The organism is Amycolatopsis sp. NPDC102389, from assembly GCF_044765885.1.
In the GTDB taxonomy this organism is placed as follows: domain Bacteria; phylum Actinomycetota; class Actinomycetes; order Mycobacteriales; family Pseudonocardiaceae; genus Amycolatopsis.
In genome coordinates, this window is record NZ_JBIWKX010000008.1 from 82,483 (window position 1) to 108,302 (window position 25,820).

Below are 25,820 nucleotides of genomic sequence, written 5' to 3' on the forward strand. Positions count from 1 at the left end.
CGGATTGGCCACATCCCAGTTCCAATATCCGGCATTCGGATTGGGCCAATATAGGCTCGGGGCGTGCCGTTCCACATCAGCCTCGACGGGCATACCGACCTGGCCGCGCGGATCTACCGCCAGCTCCGCGACGGCATCCTCGACGGCCGCCTGCGCGCCGGGGAACGCCTGCCGCCGACCAGGGAACTGGCCCGCGAGCTCGACGTCTCGCGCAACACCGTCGCGGTCGCCTACGAACGGCTCACCGCGGAAGGCTTCCTCGTCAGCCATGTCGGACGCGGGACTTTCGTCAGCGCCGACCCGGTGGCGCGCTCGAAACGCGCCGCGCCCGCGGGCAGCGGAGTGCGGCCCATCGCCCGCTGGCGTGCGGTGCAGGCCCCTCCCGATGACGACCGGACCTCCCCCGCCTTCGATTTCCGCGTCGGCGCTCCGGATCCGGCTCTGTTCCCGTTGCGGACTTGGCGACGGTTGGTCAGCCAGGCACTCCGGCCGTCGCTGCTGCCGTCATCGGGCTACGCCGACCCTGCCGGGCTCGAGGCACTGCGGGTGGCGATCGCCCGGCACATCGGCGCCGCCCGATCCGTCCGAGCCGGCGCCGAGGACGTCCTGGTCACCCAGGGCGCGCAGCAAGCCCTCGACCTGATCGGCCGCGTCCTGATCGAACCCGGCACCCGTGTCGCCGTCGAAGACCCCGGCTATCCCCCGGCCGAACGGCTCTTCACCGCCCACGGCGCCCGGGTCGCGAAGGTACCGGTGGACGCCGAAGGCCTCGACGTCACCGCGCTCGCGAAGGGCACCCGTTTGATCTATACGACGCCCTCGCACCAGTTCCCGCTCGGCACGCCGATGTCACTCGCCAGGAGGACGGCGTTGCTGGCGTGGGCGGAGCGGAACGACGCGGTGATCATCGAGGACGATTACGACAGCGAGTACCGGTTCTCGGATCGGCCGCTCGAACCGCTCCAAAGCCTGGACCACGACGGCAGGGTGCTCTACGTCGGATCCTTCTCCAAGACCTTGCTTCCCTTGCTGCGTCTGGGTTTCCTGGTCGCTCCCACTTCGCTGCGCCCGGCGTTGCGGCAGGCGAAGCAGCTCATGGACTGGCACGGCGACCTCGTCACGCAATCGGCGTTGGCGAGTTTCATCGACGAGGGCCTGCTGGCCCGCCACGTGCGCAAGGCCACCCGTGAGTATTCGATGCGACGCGACCGGATTTCGGCCTTCGTGCGCGACGAGCTACGGGACTCGCTGGAGATCGTCCCTTCCAGTGCCGGACTCCATCTGTGCGCGCCGGTCTCTCCACATGCGACGGTCACTGTGGACAGTGCGATCGCCGAAGCGGCCCGGGCCGGGGTGGCCGTCGAAAGCCTGTCCAGGTACGGAGGAACGCGTGGCGGCCTGGTGATCGGCTACGGGCTGGTCGGTTCCGACCGCGTCGGCGAAGGGCTCGCCAGGCTCGGCGAGTGCGTTTCGGCCGCCGGCAGGTCATGACAGGTCCGTTCGGGGCACTTTCGGCTTGAACGGACCTGTCACGACATCCGATCGCCACGGGACGCCGAAAACTGTCGTACCCCGGTGGTCTCCTCTTCCCAGGCGACAGCGGGCCCGGCCGGGTCCGCGCGCGGAAGCAGAGGAGGAAAGTCCCATGGCCGGAGAAACGGTGCTCACGGTGATCGGCAACCTGACGACCGACCCGGAGCTGAAGTTCACCCCGTCGGGAGCCGCGGTCGCGAACTTCACGGTCGCGTCGACGCCACGCGTCCTGGACCGCGCGAGCGGGGAATGGCGTGACGGAGACCCGCTGTTCCTGCGTTGCGCGCTGTGGAAGCAGGCCGCGGAGAACCTGGCCGAGTCACTCACCAGGGGTACGAGGGTGATCGTGCAGGGCAGGCTGAAACAGCGATCGTTCGAGACCAAGGAAGGTGAGAAACGCACGGTGGTGGAGCTCGACGTCGACGAGATCGGCCCGTCGCTGCGGTATGCCACGGCGAAGGTGAACAAGGCGGGCCGGAGTTCGGCGGGCACGCCGTCGGACGGCGCGTGGGAGCGAACGCCGGTGGCCGCCGGAAATCCGGAGCCGCCCTTCTGACCGGTCGTCGGCCTTTCGGCGTTCGTGGTCGACCGCGGCGAATAGGTCCACCATGCCCCTGACCAGGGTTACAGTGGCGGAATGACCACCGAAACCCTGGGAAACGTCGAAGGCCGCGACATCGGCTCCGGAGTCTCGATCATCCGCGAACGGACCGACGTCGATGGTTCCGGGCCGCGCCTGCACCAGCATCCGTATCCCGAAACCTTCGTCATCATCCGCGGGCGGGCCAGGTTCACCATCGGCGGCTCCGAACGCGAAGGCGGGGCGGGCGACGTCCTGGTCGTGCCCGCGGAGACCCCGCACAAGTTCGCCGTGATCGGCCCGGAAATCTACGAAGCCGTCCACATCCACGAAAGCGACCACTTCATCACCGAATGGCTCGAATAATTCTGTCGCACGCCAGAAAACCCATCCCCGGTCTAGAATCCGACGACGTGCTCGTAGCCGGCGGGCACCCGAGGCGACGGGGAACCGGGAACTGTGACCGACGTGGCGGACCGCAGCGGTGACGAAACCCGCCAGGTGGACAGATTCGACCAACGGCGCGCGCAGCTGGCGATGTCGGCGCTGGTCACGTTGTCCGAACTGGGCTACGCGCGCACGAGCCTGCGGGAGATAGCGCAGAACTCCGAGTTCTCCCATGGAGTGCTGCACTACTACTTCCGCAACAAGGCCGAGCTGATCACCTATTGCGTCAAGCAGTACAAGGCCGAATGCGTCACCCGGTACGACCGGTTGGCCGAAACCGCGGAAACGGCCGAAGAGCTGAAGACGGCCTTCGGTGCCGCGACGGCCGCCACGCTGCGGGAAAACGCCCGGCTGCACCGGCTCTGGTACGACCTGCGCAACCAGAGCCTGTTCGAGAAGCTGTTCCAGACCGACGTGCTGGCCATCGACGAGACACTCGAACTGATGATCTGGCGGGTCGTTTCCCGGTACGCGGAGCTGCTGGGCAAGCCGACGGATTTCGCACCATCGACGACGTACGCGCTCTTCGACGGCCTGTTCCAGCAAGGCCTGCTGAAACACCTCGCCGGCCGGGAGGACGCGGCGAGGTGCCTTCAGGACTCGGTGGAGCAGGTGCTGGCGCGGCTTTTCACCACTTGATGGTCGGGTACCAGATGACGCCGGTCCGGCCGAGCACCCGCAGGTCCCAGTACAGCAGCGTGAACGTGCCGGCGACCAGCAACGCGGCGCCGGTCACCACGGCGATCCTGGTGGGCTTCGCGAGCATCCATCGCTGCAGCCGCCCGCCCGTGCCGTGAGTGAGCAGAAGGAACAACAGCGCCATCACCAGGATGTTGCCGACCGACTGCAGGGCGAACGCGGCGGCGCCGTAGAAGACGTTGTGGCTTTCGGCGGCGCTGCGGAACATGATCCGGAACAGCGGGAACGGCCTGCCGATCAGGAAACCGCCGATGAGCGCGCCCATCAGGACGAGCGGCGCGGGCGGGAACCGGTGGGCGAGGCCGGCGATCGGATTGCGGACGAGGCCGACGGAAGCCAGGCCCAGCACGATGAACACGATCCCGATCACGCCGTAGACGATCATCGACTGGATGTTGCGCGGCGTGAGCCCGCTTGGTGACGAAACCGTCGAGAACTGCGGCATCCGGGTGCCCACGAGCGCGACGATGACGCCGTACACCACGGAAACCGTCAGCATTCCCGCCGCGATCCAGCCCAGCGGCTTCAGGGTCTGGGTGAATTTGGGCCGCCCCGTGCTTCCTCCCCCGACAAGCGGGGCGACGGCACCGAAGGCGGCGATGTTGCACGCGGTGAACGTTCCGGCGAGGCCCGAGACGAACGCGAAGAACGTTCCGGCCAGCACGCCGCCGATCGGGGTCGCCTTGGCGTCGTGTCCCAGGAGCGTGTTGGCGACGCTGTCGCCGATCACACTGTCCACAAAGGGCGCCGACCAGATCACCGTCAACACGAAACCGGCGAGGACGGCCCAGAGGACCACGCGCCCTCTGTGTTCCGGATACGGTCCCGAGCCGAGGAAATGGGCTTGCGGGGAAACGGGAGCGCGTTCGGTCACGGACATGCGTACCTCCAGCGGCTGATGGCTTCCCCCGATGCTCATCGTTGTTCCGTCATCCGGGTCGCGCCACCTCCAAAGTGCCGATCTACCCTTGGTCCGACCGGCTCCGGGCAATCCGCTGGGTGAGTGGAGTGTCACCGGGTAAAAGGTGAAAGCCGCGGAGTCTCGTGGGATCATCGTCGGACGCGTACGGCTACTGAACCTGCGGAGGGTAATGGACTTCGACGAGGTCGCGGACGAGCTCTACGCCGGCGATCCGGCCGAGTTCGTGTCTGTGCGCAACCAACGGGCGAAAGAGGCCAAAGCGGCGGGCGAAGCCGCCTTGGCCGAGCGTATCCGCGCCCTCCGGAAACCCACGCTCGCGGCCACGATCGTCAATCGCCGCGCCGGCTCCCCCGAGCTGGCGGAGCTGGCCAGGCTGGGCGACGATCTGCGCAAGGCGCATTCGGCGCTGGCGGGCGAGGACCTTCGCAAGCTCGCCCGGCGGCGCCAGGAACTGGTGAATCGGATCCTGCGAGACGAACGGTCGATGAGCGAGTCCGTCACCCGCGACGTCGAAGCGACCCTCGAAGCCGTCGTGGCCGATCCCGAAGTGGCGGCGCTCGCGCTGGCCGGACGGCTGAGCAGCGGCGCGGACAGCTCGGGCGACCAATGGCTGACCAGCGGGTTCACCCCGCAACCGAAGCGGAAACCCGCGCCGGAGCGCGAAAAACCCGCCACTGTGTCGCATTTGGACGATCGGCGGAAAGCGAAGCGCGCGGCCGCCGAGAAAGCCGAACAGGAGCGGATCGACAAGGCCCGCGAAGAGGCCGAACGCGAGCAGGAACGGGTGGCCGAGTTCAACCGGCTCCGGCGCGAGGCGGCCGATCTCGCGAAGGCCCGCAAGCAGGCCGAGATCGATCTTTCCCGCGCCGAACGCCGGGCCGAGAAGGCCACGGAGAAGGCGAACGAACTCCGGCGGCGGCTCGCCGACGCCGAACTCGAGGAAGAAACGGCGAACGGTGAGACCGCGGCCGCGCAGACCGTCTTGGACGATCTGCGCGCCGAGGCCGAGCGGGTCGACGAAGCCCTCGAACAGTTCTAAGCCGGCTGCCGCTCACGAAGCCGCGTGACCGTCACCCGGCGTCCGTACGGTGTCTTGCCGCCCGGCTTGTACACCGACAGCACGGTCATGGTCACGTACATCGTCGTGGACACGATGATCGGATAGAACCCGTCCACGCGACGCCCCGCTTCCACGAACACACCGTCCATTGTGGACTCGGCCGCGGCCGCCAGTTCCCTGATCCCCGGCAGCAGGGAGAACAGCGTCAACCCGGCGGCGATCAGGGTCAGCACGAGTTTGATCGCGACCCACTTGTACCGGATCAGCCCCCATTTCGTGCCGACGCTGAGCACGATTCCGCTGACCAGGGCGGTCAAGCTGACCGGCAGCAGGAGATAGCCGCCGATCTGCTCCATCATCAGGATTGCCGCGTGCTGACGCCGCGCGTCGTCGGTGAACACGGAGGTGAAGGTCAGGACGGCGTTCACCATGGTGATGCCGAGCCAGCCGAGTGACGAAACGACATGGACGACGAGGACGAGCTTCCGCCACCGCGGGGTGAGCGTCATCGGCGGCCGCCGCACTGTGGAAGTACTCATGCGACCAGTGTTTCCGCCGCCCGGGCTCCCGTCGTCCGTCGTGGAGCGGCACCTCGGCTACGTATCGCGGAGTACGAGCCCGCGCACGTACGCCGCTTGCCCGGCGTGCTGGAGATCGTCGGAAAGCACGCTGACCAGGCGAACACCGAGGCTGACGGGCGGATCCCACGCCTCGTCGACGATACGGTCGAGGTCGGCCTCGCCGAGTTTCGCGACCCAAGACGCCGTCGCCTCGTGCACCGCGTCGTAGTACCCGGTCAGCAGGTCGGCGGAGTCGACACGGACCGCCTCGACGTCCTCGGGACGATGCCCGTAACCGGTGTCCGACGCCGGGAAAGGCAATTCGAAGCGGCCGACCCAGTCCTGCGCGGTCCAGATCTGCTCGGTGCCCATCAGGTCGGCCACATGATCGTCCTGCACCCGGGCCAGATGCCAGACCAGCCAAGCGATCGTGTTCGCGCCCGGTGCCGGGCTCGCGGTCAGCTGGTCGGCGTTCAGGCCCTCGACGGCGCCGTGCACGACTTCCTGGACGCGGCCGAACCCGTCGGCCACCACTTCGGGCAGTTTCATCGATTCTCCTTCCGTCCTCTCCCGCCCACGATGCCACCGCGAGGTGACCCCGGCCTTACAACCTTGACTTATATAAGCCCAGGCCGTGATAGTTGCCGGATGCACGCGTTCGACGTCCTCGGGGATCCGGTGCGCCGCCGGATCCTGGAACTGCTGGCGGGCGGGGAACAGAGTTCCGGCGACGTGACCACGGTGGTCCGCGCCGAATTCGGGATCTCGCAGCCCGCGGTCTCCCAGCATCTGCGCGTCCTGCGCGAAAACGGCTTCACCACGGTCCGCGCCGAGGGCGCGCGACGGCTGTACTCGGTCGATCCGGGCCCGCTCAAGGAGATCGACGGCTGGCTGGAGCAGTACCGGCGATTCTGGACCGGGCCGCTCGACGCGCTCGCCACCGAGATCGCCCGCGGCCGCCGCGAACGCCGAAAGGCCGCCGAAGACTAGGCGCGCGGGGACTGTCGGACCCCGCCCCTAGAATCGTCCGGGTGGCAGCCCCCGACATCGGTACCTCGGAAGCCCTGGAAACGCTGAACCGCGTCTTCGGCTACGACGACTTCCGCGGCGACCAGCACGCCATCGTCGACCACGTCATCGCAGGCGGTGACGCGCTCGTCCTCATGCCCACCGGCGGCGGGAAGTCGCTGTGCTACCAGATCCCCGCGCTGGTGCGGCCGGGCGTCGGCGTGGTGATCTCGCCGCTGATCGCGTTGATGCAGGACCAGGTCGACGCGCTGCGCAACCTCGGCGTGCGTGCGGGGTTCCTGAACTCGACGCAGGACCACACCGAGCGGAACAGGGTCGAGGCCGCGTTCCTCTCCGGCGAGCTGGACCTGCTGTACCTGGCGCCGGAGCGGCTTTCGGTCGAATCGACGGTGCGGCTGCTCGACCGCGGCAAGATCTCGCTGTTCGCGATCGACGAGGCGCACTGTGTCTCCCAGTGGGGGCACGACTTCCGGCCCGACTACCTGATGCTGTCCGCGGTGCACGAGCGCTGGCCGGACGTGCCGAGGATCGCGCTCACCGCCACCGCCACCAAGGCGACGCACGCCGAGATCGCGTCCCGGCTCAACCTGGAGGACGCGCGGCATTTCGTCGCGAGCTTCGACCGCCCGAACATCCAGTACCGGATCGTCGGCAAGAACTCGCCGCAGCGGCAGCTGCTGGAGCTGCTGCGCACCGAGCACAAGGGCGACGCGGGGATCGTCTACTGCCTGTCGCGGAACTCGGTCGAGAAGACCGCGGATTTCCTGGTGGAGAACGGGATTCCGGCGGTGCCGTATCACGCCGGGCTCGACGCGCGCACCCGCGCGAAGCACCAGTCGCGGTTCCTGCGCGAAGACGGGCTGATCGTCGTCGCGACCATCGCGTTCGGCATGGGCATCGACAAGCCGGACGTACGGTTCGTCGCGCATCTGGACCTGCCGAAGTCGGTCGAGGGCTACTACCAGGAGACCGGTCGCGCGGGCCGCGACGGGCTGCCGTCGACTGCATGGCTGGCGTACGGCCTCCAAGACGTCGTCCAGCAACGGAAGATGATCGACACCTCGGAAGGGTCTGACGCGCACAAGCGGCAGCTGAGCGCCCATCTCAACGCGATGCTGGCGCTGTGCGAGACGGTCGAATGCCGCCGCGTTCAGGTGCTGAGCTACTTCGGGCAGCGGAGCGAGCCTTGCGGCAACTGCGACACCTGCCTGGCGCCGCCGGAGACCTGGGACGGCACGATCCCGGCGCAGAAGCTCCTTTCGACCATCGTCCGGCTGCAGAACGAGCGGCGGCAGAAGTTCGGCGCGGGCCAGATCATCGACATCCTGCTCGGCAAGTCGACCCCGAAGGTGACCCAGCACCGGCACGACTCGTTGAAGGTCTTCGGGATCGGCACGGAGCTGAAGGAGCCCGAGTGGCGCGCCGTCGTGCGGCAACTCCTGGCACAGGGGCTCGCGGCGGTCGAGGGCGACTACGGCTCGCTCGTGCTGACCGAGGGCAGCGCCGAGGTGCTCAACGGGGAGCGGAAGGTCCAGTTGCGGCGTGAGCCGGAGCGGGCGGCGAAGGCCGCGGCCCGGTCGAGCGCGAAGAAGGCCGCGGCCGCCGACATGCCGGCCGAGGCGGCTCCGGTGTTCGAGCTGCTGCGCTCGTGGCGGGCCGCGGCGGCGAAGGAGCAGGGAGTGCCCGCGTACGTGATCTTCCACGACGCGACCCTGCGCCAGATCGCCACGAAACGGCCCACCACGCTGCAGGAGCTGGGCACGGTCAGCGGCGTCGGCGAGAACAAGCTCGCGAAGTACGGCGAGCAGATCCTCGAGACGCTCGCCGAGGCTTAGGGCTGGTAGGGGCGGCCCGGCGGTCGCCCGGTCATCCCGTCGACCTTGCGCACCGCGCCGTCGATCTGGCTGTGGTACTTGCCCTTGGTCTTGTGGTCGACGAAGGTCGCGGCCTTGTTCACGGCCTTGGAGACCTTCTCGGGGTTCTTCCGCACGTACGCGCGCACGGCCGTGGCGGTGCCGGCCAGGGCGGTCAACTTCCGCAGTAGAGCCACGATGGTCCCTTTCCTCGGGGTCGTCTGGTCGCCTGCTCAACGACCGGTGATGGCTCCTGGGTTCCCCGTGGCGAGCCGAATCACTCATTTCGGATACCGGCCGCCCGAAAACGGGACGCGCGACGAGGGTCGCGGACACTATGTTCGGGCTCATGCGGGATCTTTCTCTGCTGCCCAAGGCCCATCTGCACGTCCACCTCGAGAGCACCATCCGGCCGGACACGCTCCGTGACATCGGCGAGGCGAACGGCATCGCCGTACCCGCGGAACAACCCGTGTTCGACGGATTCCGCGCGTTCGGTGACTACAACGGGCTGCTGCGGTCCTGCCTGCGGAGGCCGGAGGACTTCGAACGGGTGGCACGCGAGTTCTGCGAGGACCAGGTCGCGGACGGCGTCCGCTACGCCGAAGTCACCTTCACGGCGGCTTCGCACGGCGAACGACTGGGCGAGCCGGACATGCCGCTGTCATCCGTCCTCAAAGGACTATCGGCCGGTGCCGCCGAGCACGGGCTCCACTGGCGGATGATCCTGGACCACTCGCGCCGCCGTACGGTCGAACGCGCCCGGCTCACCCTCGACCTGGCCCGTCGGTACGCGCCGGACGGGGTGTTCGCGATCGGTCTCGCCGGGGAGGAGAAGTACCCGCTCGCGCCGTTCGCGGGGATCTGCGACGAGGCCGAGGAGGCCGGGCTGCACCTGATCCACCACGCCGGTGAGGACGCCGGCCCGGCCAGTATCCGCGAGGCCTTGGAAGTCGGGCACAGCGAACGGATCGGCCACGGCATCCGGATCCTGGAGGACATGGCGCTCGTCGCCGAGGTGCGGGAACGCGGTATCCCGCTGGAGGTCTGCCCGTCGTCGAACGTGACGCTCGGGCTCGTGCCGTCGTTCGAGGAGCACCCGCTCCCCCGGCTGGTCGACGCCGGGCTCGTGGTCACCCTCAGCACCGACGTCCCTTCGATCACCGGGACGACACTGACCGACGAGTTCCTGCGCACCCGCGAGGCGTTCGCCTACGACGATCACGCGCTCGCCGACCTCGCCAGGGCGTCCGTCGACGCGTCCTTCGCCCCGGCCGAGCTCAAGCGTTCGGTCCATCAGGAGATCGACGCCTGGCTCGCGTAACGCGTTCAGTCCTCTGAATGCGGTAGTTGCACGCGCAAGGACCGCATTCAGAGGACGAAACGCGGTCGTGGGCCGCATCACCCGGACGGCGGGCCACACAAGTTCTCCACATTCGTCACGTACCGTGGAACCGGTGACCGCTTCGTCCCCTTCGGCCCTGGACCTCATGGACCAGTGGCAACCACCGCCCGAGAAACGCGGCCCGCGCGGCTGCGTGATGCTCGCGCTCCTGGTCGTCGGCGCCTTGGTCGCCGGTGCCGTCTGGGTCGTGATCAGCCTCAACGACCGTGAGCCGGTGCCGGTCAAGCCGGAATTCGTGGTCCCCGCGCTCAAGCCCGCCCCGCGTTCGGCCGTCCCCGGTGACGCCGGGCCGCTGCCCGCGGAGCCCGCGAAGGACGCCTGGATCGCGAAGGTGTCGGAGAACACGGACATCCCTTCGCGCACTCTGCGGGCGTACGTGAACGCGGCCGAGAAGACCGCGAAGACCACTCCGCGTTGCGAGATCACTTGGGCGACCATCGCCGGGATCGGCCGGACCGAGTCCCAGCACGCCCGGCATGACGGTTCCCGCGCCGGAGAGGACGGCGTCGTGACGCCGCCGATCATCGGTATCCCGCTCGACGGCTCCCCCGGTGTGCTGGCCGTCGTCGACACCGACAAGGGCGCCCTCGACGGCGACCCGAAATGGGACCGCGCGGTCGGGCCGATGCAGTTCCTGCCCGCCACCTGGAAGCGGTACGGCGTCCGCGCGAGCGGCGACGGCGCCGCGCCGGACCCGCAGAACATCGACGACGCCGCGATGACGACGGCACGCTACATGTGTGCGAAGGGCGGCGACCTCGGCGAGCCCACCGGCTGGTGGAACGCGGCGCTGACCTACAACAACTCCGCCGCGTACGGGCAAGAAGTGTTCAGCAACGCCGACGCCTACGGCAAGGCAGCACTGAAGCCCTAGGCAGGCAAAAGGCGTGTCACCAGCCGCGTCAACTGGTGCACGTTCCGGCATTCGTGCATCTCGACGACTTGGGCGTACGCATGCGCCTCGGAGTCCCCGGTGGACCACAGCGCGGTCCGCTCGGGATTGAGCCAGTACGTATGCCTCGCGGCGGCGGCGATCCCGCGCACCGCCTCCAGGTTCGGGTCGCCGCCGTTGGTCCTGGCGTCCCCGAGGATGAGCATGGATGTCTTGGGCCCCACGGCATCCGAGTACCGCTCGACGAACTCGCCGAGCGCGTGCCCGTAGTCGCTGTGCCCGTCCCAGCGGGTCAGTTCCGCGTCGGCGAGGATGCGCGCGCCGAGGTCCTCCGGATCTGCGGCGCCGGTGTCGACGAGGTGGGTGATCTCGTCGCAGGCGTCGATGAACGCGAACACCCGCACCTTGCTGAACTGGTCACGCAGGGCCTGCACCAGCAGCATGGTGAAGTTCGCGAATCCGGCCACCGATCCCGACATGTCGCACAGCAGCACGATTTCCGGCCGCCCCGGCCGGTGCCGCCGGTACGACGGCCGCATCGGGACGCCGCCGGTGGACAGCGAACGCCGCAGCGTCCGGCGCAGATCGATCTGCCCGCGCGCGTGCCGCCGTCGACGGGCGGCCAGCCGGGTGGCGAGCTTGCGCGACAACGGCTGGACGACCCGGCGGAGTTCGGCGAGCTGGGCGCGGCTGGCGAGCAGGAAGTCGACGCGGTCGGCGGCGGGCGGGACGGCGTGCCGCGAAACCCGTTCCCTGCCACGGACTTCCGCCACGCGCCGCCGTGCTTCGGTCCGCACGAGACCCCGGAAGCCTTCCACCCGGCGGCGGACGTCGTCCCGGTCCAGCCTGTCGGTGAAATCGTCCAAAGCGCCGGCGCGGATCGCTTCGAGCACGCGGACCACCAGCGTCTGCGGCTGAAGCCGTTCCAGCGTCTGATGGGCCGACCAGCCGCCGCTGCCCGTCGTGCCGCCGTACTCCCCCAGCATGTCGACGGCGAGCCCGGCCAGTTGCGTCAGTTCCGTCTGGTCGTTCGCCGCGAGCGCCGCGGCGAGGCGATCGCGCAGCGCGGCCAGGTCTTCGACGGGGTCCTGCGACGGCGCGCCGATGCCGAGCGGGAAGTAGATGTCGAACGTCGCGTCGAACACCGCGCGCTGGCCGCCGCGCCGGACCAGCGCCGCCGCGAGCCCTTCCCGCATCTGCTCGCGGGAGGCGAGGCCCAGCACTTCGAGTGCCGCGGCGGCGTCGACCGTCTCGCTGGGCCCCGCCGGGATCCCGTGTTCCCGCAACGCTTCCACGAATTCGACGAGCCTGCCCGGCACGCCGCTCACGAGTCGAGGACCTTGCCGAGTTCCAGCCGCGCGTCCGCCTTCACGACGTCGTCCTGGTGTTTGAGGATGACGCCGAGGCTCGCGCGGACGACGTCCTCGCCGAGGGTGTCCGCGCCGAGCGCCAGCAGGGTCCGCGCCCAGTCGATGGTTTCGGCGACCGACGGGGCCTTCCGCAGTTCCATCGCCCGCAGCGCGGTGATCACCTTGACCACGGACGCGGCGAGCGCGTCGTCGACGCCCGGCACCTTGAGCCGCACGATGCGCTGTTCCAGTGCCGCGTCGGGGAAGTCGATGTGCAGGAACAGGCACCGGCGGCGCAGCGCCTCGGAAAGTTCCCGCGTCGCGTTGGAGGTCAGCACCACGAACGGGGTGCGGCCGGCGGTGATCGTGCCGAGTTCCGGGACGGTGATCTGGAAGTCGCCGAGCACCTCCAGGAGGAGCCCCTCGATCTCGACGTCGGCCTTGTCGGTCTCGTCGATGAGCAGGACGGTCGGCTCGTCGCCCTTGATCGCCGTCAGCAGCGGCCTGGCCAGCAGGAACTCTTCACCGAAGATGTCGTTGCGGGCTTCGTCCCACGTCTCGTCCTTGCCGGCGGTGATCCGGAGAAGCTGCTTCGCGTGGTTCCACTCGTACAGCGCACGCGACTCGTCGACGCCTTCGTAACACTGCAATCGCACGAGCCGCGAGCCACTCGCCTGCGCGACCGCCTTCGCCAGTTCGGTCTTGCCGACCCCCGCGGGGCCCTCGATCAGCAACGGCTTGCCGAGGGCGTCCGCGAGGAACACCGTGGTGGCGACGGCCGCCGAAGCCAGGTAACCGGTGTCGGCGAGCTTCGCCGTCACGTCTTCGACGGAAGTGAAGTATCCGGTCCCAGCCACGCGGCCTCCCAGCTCGATCGCCTACCCGGCCGACTCTACGTCGCGGATCCGCTTCGGCAGGAGGAACCCGACCGCGAACGTGAGCATCACCATCACCGCGACCACCCAGAACGTCCGCTGGGCGGCGGCGGTCGGATCGGCGGTCCCGGCGTCGAAGAACACCGTGCCCAGCAGCGCGAGCCCCAGCGCGCCGCCGACCTGCTGGAGCGAGGTCAGCGCGCCCGACGCCGATCCGGCCTCGGCCGGTTCCACTCCGGACAGCGCGATCTCGAAGTACGGCCCCATGATCAGCCCGGAGCCGATCCCGACCACCAGCAACGCGGGGGCGATCAGCCACGGACCGGTCTCCGGGCCGAGGAGCAGCAGCAGGGCGACCACCCCGGCGGTCATGATCAGCGCGCCGGTGTGCAGCACCTTGCGGCCGTGCTTGCGCACCACCTGCACCAGGCCCATCCCGACGATCATCCCCAGCGACATCGGCACCCCGGTCAGCCCGGCCTTGAGCGGCGAGAAACCGAGCCCGAGCTGCAGGTACAGCGTGAAGACGAGACCGAAACCGGAGAACGCCGCGAAGTAGATCGTGCCGGTCGCCATCCCGGCGAGGAAGCTGCGCTTGCGGAACAGGCTCGGCTCGACCAGCGGGTCACCGCCGCGGCGGCTCTTGCGCTTCTCGAACCACGCGAACACCCCGAACACCACGACCGCGGCGGCCATCATCGCGAACGCCCACAGCGGCCAGCCGTATTCACGCCCCTGCACCAGCGGGAAGACGATCAGCAGCGCGCCGGTCGTGGCGAGCAGCGCACCGGGGATGTCGAGTTTGAGCGACCCGCCCGGCCGATTGGCGGGCAGGAACTTCACCGCGGCGAGCACGGCCAGCGCACCGATCGGCAGGTTGATCAGGAAGATCATCCGCCAGCCGGTGCCGAAGAGATCGGCGTCGACCAGCCAGCCCGCGAGGATCGGGCCGCCGACCGCGGCGAGGCCCATCACCGGGCCGAACATGCCGAACGCGGACTGCAGTTCCTTGCCGGAGAACATCTCCTTCATCATGCCGAGGCCCTGCGGGACCATCGCGGCGCCGAACAGGCCCTGCACCACTCGCGCGGTGATGATCATTTCGGGGCTCACCGCGACCGCGCAGAGCAGCGAACCGGCGACGAAGCCGATCGCGCCGATCAGGAACATGCGCTTGCGGCCGAAGATGTCGCCGAGCCGTCCGCCGGTGAGCAGGCCGGACACCATCGCGAGGGTGTAGGCGACGCCGAGCCACTGGATCATCGCCGTGCCGCCGCCGAGCGACGCCCGCATGACCGGCCCGGCGATGCTCGTGACCGTCATGTCGAGCAGTTCCATCACCGAGCCGGTCAGGATCACGAACAGCGCGGGCCAGCGCCAGCGGTAGGACTTCTCCACGTTTTCCGTGGTCACACCGCTCGGGGTGTCCAGTGTCATCGTCATGAGAACAACGCTAAAGTCAATTCCGGCCACTTTCTGACCGGAATCGGAGCGAACCTGGATTCATGGCGAACACGAGTGCGCGGATGCTGCGGCTGCTGTCCCTGCTGCAGACACACCGCTTCTGGTCGGGGATCGAGCTGAGCGACAAGCTCGAAGTGAGCGAACGGACGCTGCGACGCGACGTCGAACGGCTCCGAGAGCTGGGCTATCCGGTCAACGCGAGCCGCGGCGTCGCGGGCGGCTATCAGCTGCGGTCGGGCACGGTCATGCCGCCGCTGCTGCTGGACGACGAGGAGGCCGTGGCGATCGCGGTCGGCCTGCGGACGGCGGCGGGCGGTTCGGTGGAGGGCATCGAGGAGACCTCGGTCCGGGCGCTGACGAAGGTCGTCCAGGTGATGCCGCCCCGGCTGCGCAGGCGTGTCGACGCGCTCCAGGCGTACACGACGCCGGCGGCCGTCACGGGTCCCCGGGTCAACGCCGCGAGCCTGACGGTGATCGCCCAGGCGTGCCGGGACGACGAGCGGCTGAAATTCGACTACTCGGCACGCGGCGGCGAGGAGTCCGCGCGGCTGGTCGAGCCGCACCGGCTCGTCTCACTCGGCCGCCGCTGGTACCTGGTGGCGTGGGACCTCGACAGGGTGGACTGGCGGACTTTCCGCGTCGACAGGCTGAGCGACCCGCGCACCACGGGCGCCCGCTACCGGCCACGCGAGATCCCCGGCGGCGACGCGGTCAAGTTCGTCGAGGCCCAGATCAAGGCGAGGCCGACCACGCACACGCTGGTCGTCCGGGTCGAGGCACCGAAGGACCAGGTCGAATCGGCGGTGCGGTATCTCGGCGGCGCGCTCGAAGCGGTCGACGAGACGTCCTGCCGCCTGACGATGAACGTCGACACCTTCGACTGGCCCGTGCTGATCCTCGCCGCCATCGGGGCGCCCTTCGAGGTCGAGAGCCCTCCGGCGTTCAAAGATCACCTCGCGTCCGTCGCCGCCCTCTTCAAGACGGCTAGCATCGGGCCGTGAGCACCTATGTCGCGGCCGAGGGCCGATACGAGAGCATCCCCTACCGCCGCACCGGGCGCAGCGGCCTGAAGCTGCCCGCGATCTCGCTGGGCCTGTGGCACAACTTCGGCAACGACAAGCCACTGGGCACGCAGCGGGACATCGCGCGGCGCGCGTTCGACCTCGGCATCACCCATTTCGACCTCGCCAACAACTACGGCCCGCCCTACGGCTCGGCCGAGGAGAACTTCGGCAGGCTGCTGGCTTCGGACTTCAAGCCGTACCGTGACGAGCTGGTCATTTCGACCAAGGCGGGCTACGACATGTGGCCGGGCCCGTACGGCGAATGGGGCTCCCGCAAGTACCTGCTGTCCTCTTTGGACCAATCGCTCGGCCGGATGGGCCTGGACTACGTCGACATCTTCTACTCGCACCGCTTCGACCCCGAGACGCCGCTCGAAGAGACGGTCGGCGCGCTCGACACCGCCGTCCGCTCCGGGCGCGCGCTGTACGTCGGCATCTCGTCGTACTCGTCGGAGAAGACCGCCGAGGCCGCCCGGCTCCTGCGCGAACTGGGCACCCCGCTGCTGATCCACCAGCCGTCGTACTCCATGTTCAACCGCTGGCTCGAAGGCGACGAACTGCTCGACACGCTCGAAGCCGAAGGTGCGGGCTGCATCGCCTTCTCGCCGCTGGCGCAGGGCCTGCTGACCAGCCGCTACCTCGACGGCGTCCCCGAGAATTCCCGTGCCGCGCAAGGAAAGTCGCTCAATCCGGACACGATCACCGAGAACACCCTCGGCAAGATCCGGGCGCTGAACGAGATCGCTCGGCGACGCGGTCAGACGCTGGCGCAGCTCGCGCTCGCGTGGGGACTGCGCGACCCGCGGATGACGTCGGTGCTGCTCGGCGCGAGCAGCGTCGCCCAGCTTGAGGACAACGTCGGCGCGCTGAAGAACCTGCACTTCACCAACGAGGAGCTGGCCGAGATCGACCGCTACGCCACCGAGGCCGACATCAACCTCTGGAAGCGCTCGACCGACGCCGGATGAGACCCGAAATCGCGTTGCCCCACCAAGCCCGGGGGCCGAGACTGCGGACATGACTTTCGAAGATCTACTCGCCGAGGGAGAGGCCGTCCCGGTCGAAGGCTGGGATTTCTCGTGGTTCGAGGGCCGGGCCACGGAGGAACGGCCGCCGTGGGGCTACTCCCGGCTGCTCGGCGAGCGGATGGCGGCGGCTTCGGCGGGGCTGGACCTGCAGACCGGCGGCGGCGAGGTGCTCGCGGGCATCCCGAAACCGCCGCCGGTCCTCGCCGCCACCGAAGGCTGGCCGCCGAACGTCGAGGTAGCACGAAGGAATCTCGCGCCGCTGGGCGGCGAGGTGGTCGAGGCCGAGTACGACGCGCCGCTGCCGTTCCCGGACGAGTCCTTCGACCTGGTGAGCAGCCGCCACCCGATCGAGAACCCGTGGCGGGAGATCGCCCGTGTGCTGCGTCCGGGCGGAACCTTTCTGTCGCAACAGATCGGCGCCGGCACCGTGAGGGAGCTGAAGGAGTTCTTCCTCGGCCCGCAGGACTACGGCGGCTGGACGCCCGACGTGCTGCGCGTCGAGGCGGAATCCGTCGGGCTGAGGGTGGAGCGGCTGGAACCGGCGAAACTGCGGATGGAGTTCTTCGATCTGGCCGCGGTCGTCCACTTCCTCCGGAAGGTGATCTGGATCGTGCCGGGGTTCGAGGTGGAGAAGTACCGCGACAAGCTCGCGGAACTCCATCGGATGATCGAGACCGACGGGAAGTTCGTCGCGCACTCCCGGCGGGTGCTCGTGGAGGCCGTCAAGCCCCGCCACACCTTCGGGTGATCGCCGCCTTCGTGTCTTGAGCCGGCCCGCCCGCGGGTGCGATACCTGCGGGCGTGTCCAGCTCCGCACCGCGCCAGCTGGCGCTCACCTCCGCCGCGCAGATCCTCGCCATGGGACTGTGGTTCTCCGCCTCGAGCGTCGTCCCCGCCCTGCGCGCGGAATGGGCGCTCTCCACTCAGGGGACCGTGCTGCTCACCGCTTCGGTACAGGTCGGCTTCGCGGCGGGCGCGCTGCTCTCGGCCGTCACCAACCTCGCGGACCGGCTCCGGCCCGACCGGCTGCTGGCCGCGAGTGCCGCGACAGGCGCCCTGCTGACGTTGCTGCTTCCGTTGTGCGGTAACCACTTCTGGCTCGCCGTACTACTGCGGGCCGGTACCGGGATGGCGCTGGCCGGGGTCTATCCGGTCGGGATGAAGATCGTCGTCTCATGGTTCCCGAACAGCCGCGGTCTCGCGCTCGGCGTGCTGCTGGCCGCGCTCGCGCTCGGCTCGGCGTCACCTCATCTGCTGGCCGGGAACCTTCCGGATTGGCGGACGGTGCTCGCCGCCGCCGCCCTTCTCGCCCTCGGCGCGGCGGCGCTGGCCGCGTTCTTCGTCCGCGCCGGCCCGGCCGCCCGGCGTTCGCCGCCCTGGGAACCGGCGTACCTGATCACGATGGCGCGCGACCGGCGGCAACGGCTGATCGCGCTCGGCTACTTCGGCCACATGTGGGAGCTCTACGCGTTCTGGACCTGGATCCCCGCCTACGCGGCCGCGGCGTCGAAGGGCTCGCCGGGCATGGTCAGCCTGCTCGCGTTCACCGTCATCGGTGTCGGCGGGGCGATCGGCTGCCTGCTCGGCGGCGCGCTCTCGGACCGGTTCGGGCGGATCGACGTCGCGCTCGTGGCGCTGGCCGTCAGCGGGGCGTGCTGCCTGGTCTCGGTGTTCGCCTTCGACGCTCACCCAGCGGTGCTGGGCGCCTTGCTGTTCGTCTGGGGTGTCGCCGCGATCGCCGACTCCGGCCAGTTCTCCGCCGCGTTGAGCGAAGCCGCGGATCCCCGCTACGTCGGCACCGCGCTCACCGCGCAGACGGCGATCGGATTCCTGATCAGCGCGCTGACCATCCAAGGCCTGCCGGTGCTCGCCGACGCCGTCGGCTGGCGGGCCGCGGCGCCGGCCCTGGCGATCGGGCCGCTGCTGGGCGTGGTCGCCATGGTGAGACTCCGCGGCCAAAGACACCTGGGAGCGTTCGCCTCGTGAGCGAACCTAGCGCAGCGGACCCCTCGGCGAGGGCAGATGCGACGTGTCCGGGAACATGTGGAGCGCGCGCAGGGCCGCGCCGAGTTCGGCGATGTCGGCCGGATCGGTCAGCGAACGGCCCAGTTCCTCGGAGATCCGCTTCAGGCGGTGCCGGATCGTGTTGGGGTGACAGAACATCCGCTCCGACGTCAGCTTCGTGGAGCCCTGGCATTCGAACCACGCCCGCAACGTCAGCAGCAGCACGTTCCGGTCGTCGCCGGGCAGGTCCAGGATCGGCCGGAGCACGTGGTGCGCGAGCTGGACCGACGCCTCCGGGGCGCTGGCGACGAGACCGGCGAGCGGGGATTCGTTGAACTGCACCATTCCCGTCGTCCCCGGCATCATGCTGGAGAGCGCGACCCGCGCGAGATGCAGGGCGCGGGAGGTGTTCCCGAGGCCGGTGAACACCGGGCTGACGCCGATCCGGCCGGTCTGGTTCTCCCGCAGCAGCCCGATGATCACCTGGGACGCCGCCGGATCCCGCATCGAGACGACACCGACCTGCAGGTCGGGCGTGAGCCGCCAGGCGGACGCGTGATGTCGTTCGCGAAGCCGGTTTTCGATCTGTGGCAACGGTTCGTGCCCGACACGCGGGGTTTCCGCCGCGACGACCACATACGTCCCGTCGAGCGAGAGTTCCAGCACGCGCGCGATGTCCCACAGCGTGCCTTCGGTGGCCGCGCCGCCGGCGAACAGCGCCTCGACCAACGCCGAGCGCCGGCTTTGGTGCGCCAGCATGACTTCGGCGGTGGTGTCGCGGTAGGTCGTGGTCAGCGCCTCGGCGTAGTCGTCGATCAGCGCCCAGATCGCCGACGTCGCGGCGACGAGGCCGCGGAGGTCCTGATGGTCGCCCGAAGCGGTCAGTTCGACGAACCGGTTCCACACTTCGGTGAGCCCGATCCGATAGGCCCGCAGGAGTTCCGGCAGCGGCGCGCCCTGCAGCGCCCGCGCGCGCCCGGTCGCCCGCGCCTGCGCGAGATCGGGTTCCTCCGTGCCGCGCAGGGTCCGCATGACGAACTCGAGATTGTTCCGCACCGACGTCCGCAGTTCGGCGAGGGTGACGAACCGCGCTTCGCGGTACACCGGCATTTCGGCGCGGATCTGCTCGACGGTGGCGTCGATGAGCCCGGGCAGCTGCTTTTCGACCTCACCCGCCAGTTCGGCGACGATGACGGCCGAGCCTTCGCGGAGCACAGTTTCGTAGTGCATGGACGTCCTCCGGGGCAGGGACTCCTCGTCGAGTCCCTGGGGCCGTCATCTAACACGACTTCCCCGGAGGTGGCCTGTCGAAGCCGCATGGCTCCGCCGGTGCGGCGGGAAATCGGGATTCCCGCCGCACCAGCGGTATTTTCACATCTTCGCGGCCGCGCTCTTGATGGCTTCGCGGATCCGGAAGTAGGTGCCGCACCGGCAGACGTTCTGGATCGCGTCGATCTCGGCGTCGGTCGGGTTCTTCGTCTTCTTCAGCAGCGCCACCGCGGCCATGATCTGCCCCGGCTGGCAGTAGCCGCACTGCGCGACGTCCTGCTCCAGCCAGGCCTCCTGCACCGGGTGCAGGTCCTCGCCGTCGGCGAGGCCTTCGATCGTGGTGACCTCCTTGCCCGAGCAGTCGGACACCGGCGTCACGCACGGGTTGAACGCCTCACCGTCGAGATGACTGGTGCAGGCCTTGCAGACGTTGATCCCGCAGCCGTACTTCGGGCCGCGGACGCCGAGCTTGTCCCGCAGCGCCCACAGCATGGGCAGATCCGCGGGCGCGTCGACGGTGACGGTCTTCCCGTTCACCGTGAAGGTGTAATTGGGCATCGGAACTCCTTGGCGGGGAAGGAAAGTCAGCGAGGGAAGGGTTCGAAGTCGACGGGGAAGTTGATCGGGAAGCTGCGCGGTTTGATCCCGGTGGCGCGCGCGTAGGCGTTCCCGATCGCACCGACCGGCGCGGGCACGCCGAGCTCCCCGGCGCCGCCGATCTCGCCCGTCTCCGGCATCACGAACACCTTGACGTCCATCGGCGAGTTCTTCTGCCGTGCGTAGTGGAACTGCGAGTAGCTGCCTTCCAGCGGCAGCCCCTTGTCGATGTGCAGGCCCGCGGTCAGCGTGGTGGAGATGCCGTCGGTCAGGCCGCCGAGCATCTGCGCCTCGATCCCGCGCGGGTTGATCGGCTTGCCGACGTCGACGGCGATGGTCGCCTTGGTGACACGCGGCTTCTTCGGGTCGCGGGCGTCCATTTCGACGAGGCAGGCAGTGTACGACTTGTATTCGCCGTGCACGGCGACACCCTGCGCGAAGCCCTTGGGCATCTGCTTGCCCCACTCGCCGAGTTCCGCGACCTTGTCCAGCACGGCGCGCTGCCGGTCGTTCTTGATGAACTCGCGCCGGAACTCCACCGGGTCCTTGCCGAGCTTCGCGGCGATCTCGTCGACCATCATCTCTTCAGCGCCGCGCGTACTCGACGAGTACACCGACCGCCAGGCACCGGTGTGGAAGTCCACCGGCACCTCGTTGAGCAGCTGCGTGGTGACGCCGAAGTTGTACGGCGACTTCACGGTCAGCAGGAACACCGTCTGCGCGAAGCTCAGGTTGCCACCGACCGGGAGTTCGGCGGCGAATGCGGTCAGGACCTCTCCTAGCCCGTGGCTCCAGTCGGTCTCCACGCTGGCGACGCGGTGTTCGAAGGTGAGCACCTGGCCGAGGGCGAAGGTGGCACGGATCTTGTGGTGGCTCGCGGCGCGGGCGCGCCCGTGGCGCATGTCGTCGATACGGCTCCACATCAGCCGCACCGGGCGCTTGAACGCCTTGGAGGCGCGCGCGGCTTCGATGGCGCCGTCGGAGAACAGCCTCCGGCCGAACGATCCGCCCGCCTGCTGGACGTGCACGGTGACCTTGTTCTCCGGCAGTCCGAGCTCCTGCGCGATGTTCTGCTTCGCGAGGATCGGCACCTTCATGCCGGACCAGATGGTCGCGCTGTCCTCGCGGACGTCGGCGACCGCCGAGTTGGTCTCCAGCGGGGCGTGGCTCGCGAAGGCGAAGTCGAACTCGCCGTCGACGTACTGGGTCAGCAGCGGCGGTACGACGAATGGCAGCGCCGCGGCCTGCAGCTTCTTCTTGATCGTCGCGTTGTTCTCACCGTCGACGGTGCCGCCGTTCCAGCTGACGTCGAGGGCGTTCTTGCCGTCCAGAGCCTGGCCGAAGGTCTCGGCCATCACCGCGACGCCGGTCTTGATGACGGCGATGTCGATGATGCCGGGCATCGCGCGCACGGCGGCCTCGTTGTTGACCTTCGCGACCGTGCCGTTGATCGTCGGCGGGCGGCGGACCATGACCGGCTTCGCGCCGGGGATGTCGAGGTCGAGCGTGTATTTCAGCTGCCCGGTGACCATCGCGCGGGCGTCCTTGCGCGATTGCGGCGTGCCGACCAGCTTGTGCGTGGACTCCGCCTTCGGGGTCGCGGTGAGCTTGCCGAGGTCGGCGCGCGCGGCGGGCTTGGCCAGGGCGCCGTAGCCGGCACGGCGGCCGTCGGGCGCGATCACCGCGCCGTCCCTGGTGGACAGCCGGTCCGCCTTGGCACCCCACTGCTGCGCTGCGGTCGCCACCAGGCGGGCGCGGGCGGCGGCCGCCGCGGTCCGCACCGGGGTGTAGAGCGAGCGCATCGTGTTGGAACCGCCGGTCAGCTGGTTGAACAGCAGTTCCGACCGGGCGTCGGAGAGGACGACGTCGACCCGGTCGAGCGGCAGGTCCATCTCTTCGGCGACCAGCATCGCGTTCGCCGTGGTGATGCCCTGGCCGACCTCGGTCCGCGGCAGCTCCAGCCGCACCCGGCCGTCTTCGCGGACTTCGAGGACGAGCAGGTTGGCGGTGGGGGCGTTCGACAGGATCAGCACGTCGCCGAGGTCGAGGATCTCGGCCGGGCCGGGCGGCGTCGGGATGACGGCTTCGGCCTCTTCGGGCGCGACGGTGTCGATCCCGATCTTCGTGGCGATCGTGAGGGTGGGCGCCGCGACGAGGAAGGTCAGGAACCGGCGGCGGCCGAGGCCTCCGGGGTCCTGGGTCTCGCCTGGCGTTCCAGTGGTGGGACTGGCCATCGGGAAGATCCCTTCGAGAGCGCGCGGAGAAGGCGGGAACCCTCGCGCGGCCTGGGGTCGGATGGCGACACGCTAGGCATCGGCATTCGGCCTAGTCAACGCGGAGTAGTCGTGTCAGCCCATGTGTGTGACGAGGTGACAGCGGACAAGCCCAAATGTGTGACGCGCCACAGCGAGCCCTAGATGGAGTCGCGCTCCCGGCCCGCTTCAAGCAGGTCTTCGCGGGCGCGCGCGACGCGCGAACGCACGGTGCCGACCGGGCAGCCGCAGATCTCGGCGGCCTCGGCATAGGAAAGCCCCAGCACCTGGGTGAGGACGAGGACCTCACGCCGCTCCGGGTCGAGCCCGTCTAGCAGCATCCGCAGTTCCACCAGGTCTTCGAACCCGGCGAACCGCTCGGCCTGGCGGGCGCCGCGGCGTTCGGCGGTGGCCTCCCAGTCGACGTCGGCGAGCTTCGGGCGCGCCGAAGCCGCCCGGATGCGGTCGACGACCACGCGGCGCGCGATCGACAGGAGCCAGGTCCGCGAGGAGGACCGGCCGGCGAACCGGCGCAGGCTGCCGAACGCGCGCAGGTACGTCTCCTGGGTGAGATCGTCGGCGGCGCCGACGTCGGCGAGGTGCGCGACGAAGCGCCAGACGTCGGCCTGGGTGGCACGCACCCAGTCCTCGAGTGCCCGCCGGTCGCCGCGGGCGGCGGCGAGAGCGAGCTCGGTCACCCGCTCGTCGTCATGATTGCGCGGCCCGGCCATACGAGAAACGTAGCAGCGTCGCGGGAACCGGGGCAGGCCCGCGCCCGACAAATGAGATGTGAAGTGCGAGACCTGCCGCGAGGCCTTGTCGGCCCGGCTCGACGGCGAAACCGAACCCGCCCCGCCCGAGGTGGTCGATCGGCATGTGGCCGGCTGCGCCGCCTGCCGGTCCTGGCTCTCGCGCGCCGAACGGCTGCACCGGACGATGCTGCTGCGCCCGGCGCCCCCGGTCCCGGACCTCACCGCCGTCATCCTCGAACGCACTCCCGCCCCGCCGAGCGAGGGCTGGCCCGCCAGGATCGCGCTCGCGCTGGTCGCCATCGCGCAGCTCGGCCTCGCCTTCGCCCAGCTGCTGGGCGTCGAAGACCACACCGCCGGCCACGGCACGGAATCCCTGATCGGGCACCTTTCCCACGAAAGCAGCGCGTGGAACCTCGCCGTCGGCGTGGGACTCGGCTGGGCGGCCGTCCGCACGAAGGCGGCGGCCGGGCAACTGCCCGCGCTGACCGGTTTCGTCGCGCTTCTCCTGGCGTTGTCGGCAGGCGACCTCGTCACCGGGCAGGTCACCGCCGGGCGGGTGCTCACCCACGGGCTGGTCGTCGCCGGCCTTCTGTTGCTCTACGTCGTCAACCGGCAGCACCGGCTGCGCAACCGCCCCAGCCCGGCGACGACGGCCGACTATCCGGGTTCCCTCACCGCGGAAACGGATCACGAAACCGGAGAAGCCCCCGAACGGCCCCGCCAGCACAGGGGTTTCCGGCGGCCCGCGAGCCGTCACGTGGCCTGATTCTTCTGGTCTAGACCATTACCGGTCACTGGGAGCACGCGTCCGGATACCGGGTGAATCACGGTTTTTCGCGCGCGGCGTGCGCGATTCGTGCCGCGGACACCTTTATCGTCGCCTGGGACCATCGAATGTAAACCTTCTTGCCCATTTGCGGCCGGAGGCGGATAACTTTGGTGGAACACCTTGGTTCGACAGGAGGCGAAGCTCGTGGTTGGCGCAGAAAACCCGCCCGTCGGCACCCCCGCCGGGATGCGGAAGATCAATCAGCGCGCCGTGCTGGACCTCCTGCGCCGCAGCGGCCCGGCGACGCGGCCTCAGGTCGCCAAGGACACCGGTCTTTCGAAACCCACGGTGAGCCAAGCGTTACTGGCCCTCGAAGCGGCCGGCCTCGCCAGGGCGACCGGGCACACCTCGACCGGCACCGGCCGGTCCGCCGTCCTCTACGAAGCGGATCCCACGGCAGGCTATGTCCTCGGTGTCGACATCGGACGCGAGCATCTCCGCGTCGCCGTCTCGGATCTCGGCCACACCGTGGTCGCCCGCCGTGACGAGCGGAACACCTCGCGTTCGGGCACCGCGCTCGTCAGCGCCGTGGGCGCCCTCGCCGCGGCGACCGTGCGCGAAGCGGGACTGTCCCAGGCCGACATCGTCGTGCGGGTCCTCGGCTCGCCTGGCGTCGCCGACCCGGACAAACGCTGCTTCCGGCACGCGCCGAACCTGCCCGGCTGGGGCAAGGCGGGCCTGCTCGACGAACTCGAAGGCGTCCTCGGCCCGGACCTCATGGTCGAGAACGACGCGAACCTCACCGCCGTCGGCGAATGGGAACGCGGTGCCGCGCGCGGCGCGTCCGTGTTCGGCTGCATCACCATCGGCACCGGTGTCGGGATGGGCGTGATGGTCAACGGCCAGGTCTTCCGCGGCGCGACGGGCGCGGCGGGCGAGATCGGCTACCTGCCCTACGGCCAGTCCCACGCGGCGAGTGAGGGCGAGGACGCCCCGCCGGTCCGCGGCCACCTCGAAGAGGCGACGGCGGCGCAGTCCGTCGTGCGCGGCGCGCGTGAACTCGGCCTCGGCACGGCGAAATCCGCCCGCGAGGTCTTCCGGCTCGCCCGCGACGGTGACGAGCTCGCGCTGCGCGCCGTCGAAGCGGAGGCCGACAGGCTCGCGTACACCGTGGCGTCGGTGGCGGCGGTGATCGACCCCGAACTGATCGTGCTCGGCGGCGGGATCGGCACCGCGGCCGATCTGCTGCTCGACCCGATCGACCGCGCGCTGCGCTCGTTCACTCCCCTGGTCCCGTCGGTCGTCCAGGGCGAACTGGGCGACGACGGGGTGCTGACCGGGGCGATCAGCGTCGGGCTGCGCGCCGCCGAGGGCCTGGTCTTCGAACGCAAGGTCGGCGCGGCCTGAGCCGGGCGGA

General features: G+C 69.4%; 26 protein-coding genes. 15 read left to right on the plus strand and 11 right to left on the minus strand.

Annotation, left to right across the window (positions count from 1 at the left end; genetic code table 11):
* Positions 1-63: 63 nt before the first annotated feature.
* The 4 genes from ACIRGA_RS09985 (at position 64) to ACIRGA_RS10000 (ending at position 3,199) form a co-directional block, all read left to right on the plus strand.
* Complete coding sequence (locus ACIRGA_RS09985) at positions 64-1,491, plus strand: PLP-dependent aminotransferase family protein (protein WP_400938846.1); 1,428 nt, start codon at positions 64-66, stop codon at positions 1,489-1,491.
* A 154-nt stretch (positions 1,492-1,645) separates the two neighbouring features.
* Entirely contained in the window at positions 1,646-2,089 is a 444-nt protein-coding gene (locus tag ACIRGA_RS09990) for a single-stranded DNA-binding protein (protein ID WP_016335879.1), read from the plus strand.
* An 81-nt stretch (positions 2,090-2,170) separates the two neighbouring features.
* Entirely contained in the window at positions 2,171-2,479 is a 309-nt protein-coding gene (locus tag ACIRGA_RS09995; protein WP_400938849.1) for a cupin domain-containing protein, read from the plus strand.
* A gap of 93 nt (positions 2,480-2,572) precedes the next feature.
* The gene (locus ACIRGA_RS10000; protein ID WP_400938851.1) at positions 2,573-3,199 is read left to right on the plus strand and encodes a TetR/AcrR family transcriptional regulator; all 627 of its coding nucleotides are present in this window, start codon (positions 2,573-2,575) and stop codon (positions 3,197-3,199) included.
* Here the strand turns inward: ACIRGA_RS10000 and ACIRGA_RS10005 are convergent.
* Positions 3,189-4,139, minus strand: a complete 951-nt coding sequence (locus ACIRGA_RS10005; RefSeq protein WP_400939062.1) for a hypothetical protein — start codon at positions 4,137-4,139, stop codon at positions 3,189-3,191. The two genes, ACIRGA_RS10000 and ACIRGA_RS10005, sit on opposite strands and share 11 nt — an antisense overlap.
* Before the next feature lie 211 nt (positions 4,140-4,350).
* Between ACIRGA_RS10005 and ACIRGA_RS10010 the strand changes: the two genes are divergently transcribed.
* Entirely contained in the window at positions 4,351-5,220 is an 870-nt protein-coding gene (locus ACIRGA_RS10010; protein ID WP_400938853.1) for a hypothetical protein, read from the plus strand.
* Here ACIRGA_RS10010 and ACIRGA_RS10015 read toward each other — a convergent pair.
* Positions 5,217-5,780 (minus strand): hypothetical protein, encoded by a 564-nt coding sequence (locus ACIRGA_RS10015; RefSeq protein WP_400938855.1) that lies wholly within the window; start codon positions 5,778-5,780, stop codon positions 5,217-5,219. The genes ACIRGA_RS10010 and ACIRGA_RS10015 overlap by 4 nt on opposite strands.
* A gap of 57 nt (positions 5,781-5,837) precedes the next feature.
* Positions 5,838-6,350, minus strand: coding sequence for a DUF664 domain-containing protein (locus ACIRGA_RS10020; RefSeq protein ID WP_400938857.1), 513 nt, complete (start codon positions 6,348-6,350; stop codon positions 5,838-5,840).
* Positions 6,351-6,449: 99 nt separating this feature from the next.
* On the opposite strand from ACIRGA_RS10020, the gene ACIRGA_RS10025 reads away from it, so the two are divergent.
* Together ACIRGA_RS10025 and recQ are read left to right on the plus strand one after the other, a co-directional pair.
* Positions 6,450-6,791 carry a helix-turn-helix transcriptional regulator gene (locus ACIRGA_RS10025; protein WP_016335887.1) on the plus strand — a complete coding sequence of 114 codons (342 nt, stop codon included), beginning with the start codon at positions 6,450-6,452 and terminating at the stop codon, positions 6,789-6,791.
* Between the two features lie 41 nt (positions 6,792-6,832).
* Positions 6,833-8,665 carry a DNA helicase RecQ gene (gene recQ / locus ACIRGA_RS10030; protein WP_400938860.1) on the plus strand — a complete coding sequence of 611 codons (1,833 nt, stop codon included), beginning with the start codon at positions 6,833-6,835 and terminating at the stop codon, positions 8,663-8,665.
* On the opposite strand, the gene ACIRGA_RS10035 is transcribed toward recQ, so the two are convergent.
* Positions 8,662-8,880, minus strand: a complete 219-nt coding sequence (locus ACIRGA_RS10035) for an antitoxin (RefSeq protein ID WP_400938862.1) — start codon at positions 8,878-8,880, stop codon at positions 8,662-8,664. The two genes, recQ and ACIRGA_RS10035, sit on opposite strands and share 4 nt — an antisense overlap.
* 152 nt (positions 8,881-9,032) lie before the next feature.
* On the opposite strand from ACIRGA_RS10035, the gene add reads away from it, so the two are divergent.
* On the plus strand, positions 9,033-10,007 hold the full coding sequence (add, locus tag ACIRGA_RS10040; RefSeq protein ID WP_400938864.1) for an adenosine deaminase: 975 nt from the start codon (positions 9,033-9,035) through the stop codon (positions 10,005-10,007).
* A gap of 133 nt (positions 10,008-10,140) precedes the next feature.
* Complete coding sequence (locus tag ACIRGA_RS10045) at positions 10,141-10,962, plus strand: lytic murein transglycosylase (RefSeq protein ID WP_400938866.1); 822 nt, start codon at positions 10,141-10,143, stop codon at positions 10,960-10,962.
* Here ACIRGA_RS10045 and ACIRGA_RS10050 read toward each other — a convergent pair.
* Genes ACIRGA_RS10050 through ACIRGA_RS10060 form a run of 3 tightly spaced genes read right to left on the minus strand, consistent with a single transcriptional unit; the run spans position 10,959 to position 14,647 of the window.
* Positions 10,959-12,308 (minus strand): VWA domain-containing protein, encoded by a 1,350-nt coding sequence (locus tag ACIRGA_RS10050; protein WP_400938868.1) that lies wholly within the window; start codon positions 12,306-12,308, stop codon positions 10,959-10,961. The genes ACIRGA_RS10045 and ACIRGA_RS10050 overlap by 4 nt on opposite strands.
* Positions 12,305-13,186, minus strand: coding sequence for an AAA family ATPase (locus tag ACIRGA_RS10055; RefSeq protein ID WP_400938871.1), 882 nt, complete (start codon positions 13,184-13,186; stop codon positions 12,305-12,307). Before ACIRGA_RS10055 ends, ACIRGA_RS10050 begins: the two co-directional genes overlap by 4 nt.
* A 21-nt stretch (positions 13,187-13,207) precedes the next feature.
* A complete protein-coding gene (locus ACIRGA_RS10060) occupies positions 13,208-14,647 on the minus strand; it encodes an MFS transporter (protein ID WP_400938873.1) in 1,440 nt (479 codons plus the stop codon).
* A 62-nt stretch (positions 14,648-14,709) separates the two neighbouring features.
* On the opposite strand from ACIRGA_RS10060, the gene ACIRGA_RS10065 reads away from it, so the two are divergent.
* From ACIRGA_RS10065 to ACIRGA_RS10080, 4 genes are read left to right on the plus strand one after another with little or no spacing between them, the layout of a single operon-like run.
* Positions 14,710-15,669: a helix-turn-helix transcriptional regulator gene (locus ACIRGA_RS10065; protein ID WP_400938876.1), complete on the plus strand. Its 960-nt coding sequence runs from the start codon at positions 14,710-14,712 to the stop codon at positions 15,667-15,669.
* The gene (gene mgrA, locus ACIRGA_RS10070; RefSeq protein ID WP_400938879.1) at positions 15,666-16,700 is read left to right on the plus strand and encodes an L-glyceraldehyde 3-phosphate reductase; all 1,035 of its coding nucleotides are present in this window, start codon (positions 15,666-15,668) and stop codon (positions 16,698-16,700) included. Before ACIRGA_RS10065 ends, mgrA begins: the two co-directional genes overlap by 4 nt.
* Before the next feature lie 49 nt (positions 16,701-16,749).
* Positions 16,750-17,508, plus strand: coding sequence for a class I SAM-dependent methyltransferase (locus ACIRGA_RS10075; RefSeq protein ID WP_400938882.1), 759 nt, complete (start codon positions 16,750-16,752; stop codon positions 17,506-17,508).
* Between the two features lie 53 nt (positions 17,509-17,561).
* On the plus strand, positions 17,562-18,746 hold the full coding sequence (locus tag ACIRGA_RS10080; protein ID WP_400938884.1) for an MFS transporter: 1,185 nt from the start codon (positions 17,562-17,564) through the stop codon (positions 18,744-18,746).
* A gap of 6 nt (positions 18,747-18,752) precedes the next feature.
* Here ACIRGA_RS10080 and ACIRGA_RS10085 read toward each other — a convergent pair whose 3' ends face one another.
* From ACIRGA_RS10085 to sigC, 4 genes are all read right to left on the minus strand, one after another.
* Positions 18,753-19,994 carry a PucR family transcriptional regulator gene (locus tag ACIRGA_RS10085; protein ID WP_400938886.1) on the minus strand — a complete coding sequence of 414 codons (1,242 nt, stop codon included), beginning with the start codon at positions 19,992-19,994 and terminating at the stop codon, positions 18,753-18,755.
* A gap of 141 nt (positions 19,995-20,135) precedes the next feature.
* On the minus strand, positions 20,136-20,591 hold the full coding sequence (locus tag ACIRGA_RS10090) for a (2Fe-2S)-binding protein (protein ID WP_007030011.1): 456 nt from the start codon (positions 20,589-20,591) through the stop codon (positions 20,136-20,138).
* 26 nt (positions 20,592-20,617) lie between these two features.
* Positions 20,618-22,864 (minus strand): molybdopterin cofactor-binding domain-containing protein, encoded by a 2,247-nt coding sequence (locus tag ACIRGA_RS10095; protein ID WP_400938889.1) that lies wholly within the window; start codon positions 22,862-22,864, stop codon positions 20,618-20,620.
* A gap of 179 nt (positions 22,865-23,043) precedes the next feature.
* Positions 23,044-23,613, minus strand: a complete 570-nt coding sequence (gene sigC / locus ACIRGA_RS10100) for an RNA polymerase sigma factor SigC (protein WP_400938892.1) — start codon at positions 23,611-23,613, stop codon at positions 23,044-23,046.
* A gap of 58 nt (positions 23,614-23,671) precedes the next feature.
* Here sigC and ACIRGA_RS10105 point away from each other — a divergent pair, with 58 nt between their 5' ends.
* Together ACIRGA_RS10105 and ACIRGA_RS10110 are read left to right on the plus strand one after the other, a co-directional pair.
* Positions 23,672-24,400 (plus strand): zf-HC2 domain-containing protein, encoded by a 729-nt coding sequence (locus tag ACIRGA_RS10105; protein ID WP_400938894.1) that lies wholly within the window; start codon positions 23,672-23,674, stop codon positions 24,398-24,400.
* A 207-nt stretch (positions 24,401-24,607) separates the two neighbouring features.
* Positions 24,608-25,810 carry an ROK family protein gene (locus ACIRGA_RS10110; RefSeq protein ID WP_037344942.1) on the plus strand — a complete coding sequence of 401 codons (1,203 nt, stop codon included), beginning with the start codon at positions 24,608-24,610 and terminating at the stop codon, positions 25,808-25,810.
* Positions 25,811-25,820 lie beyond the last annotated feature (10 nt).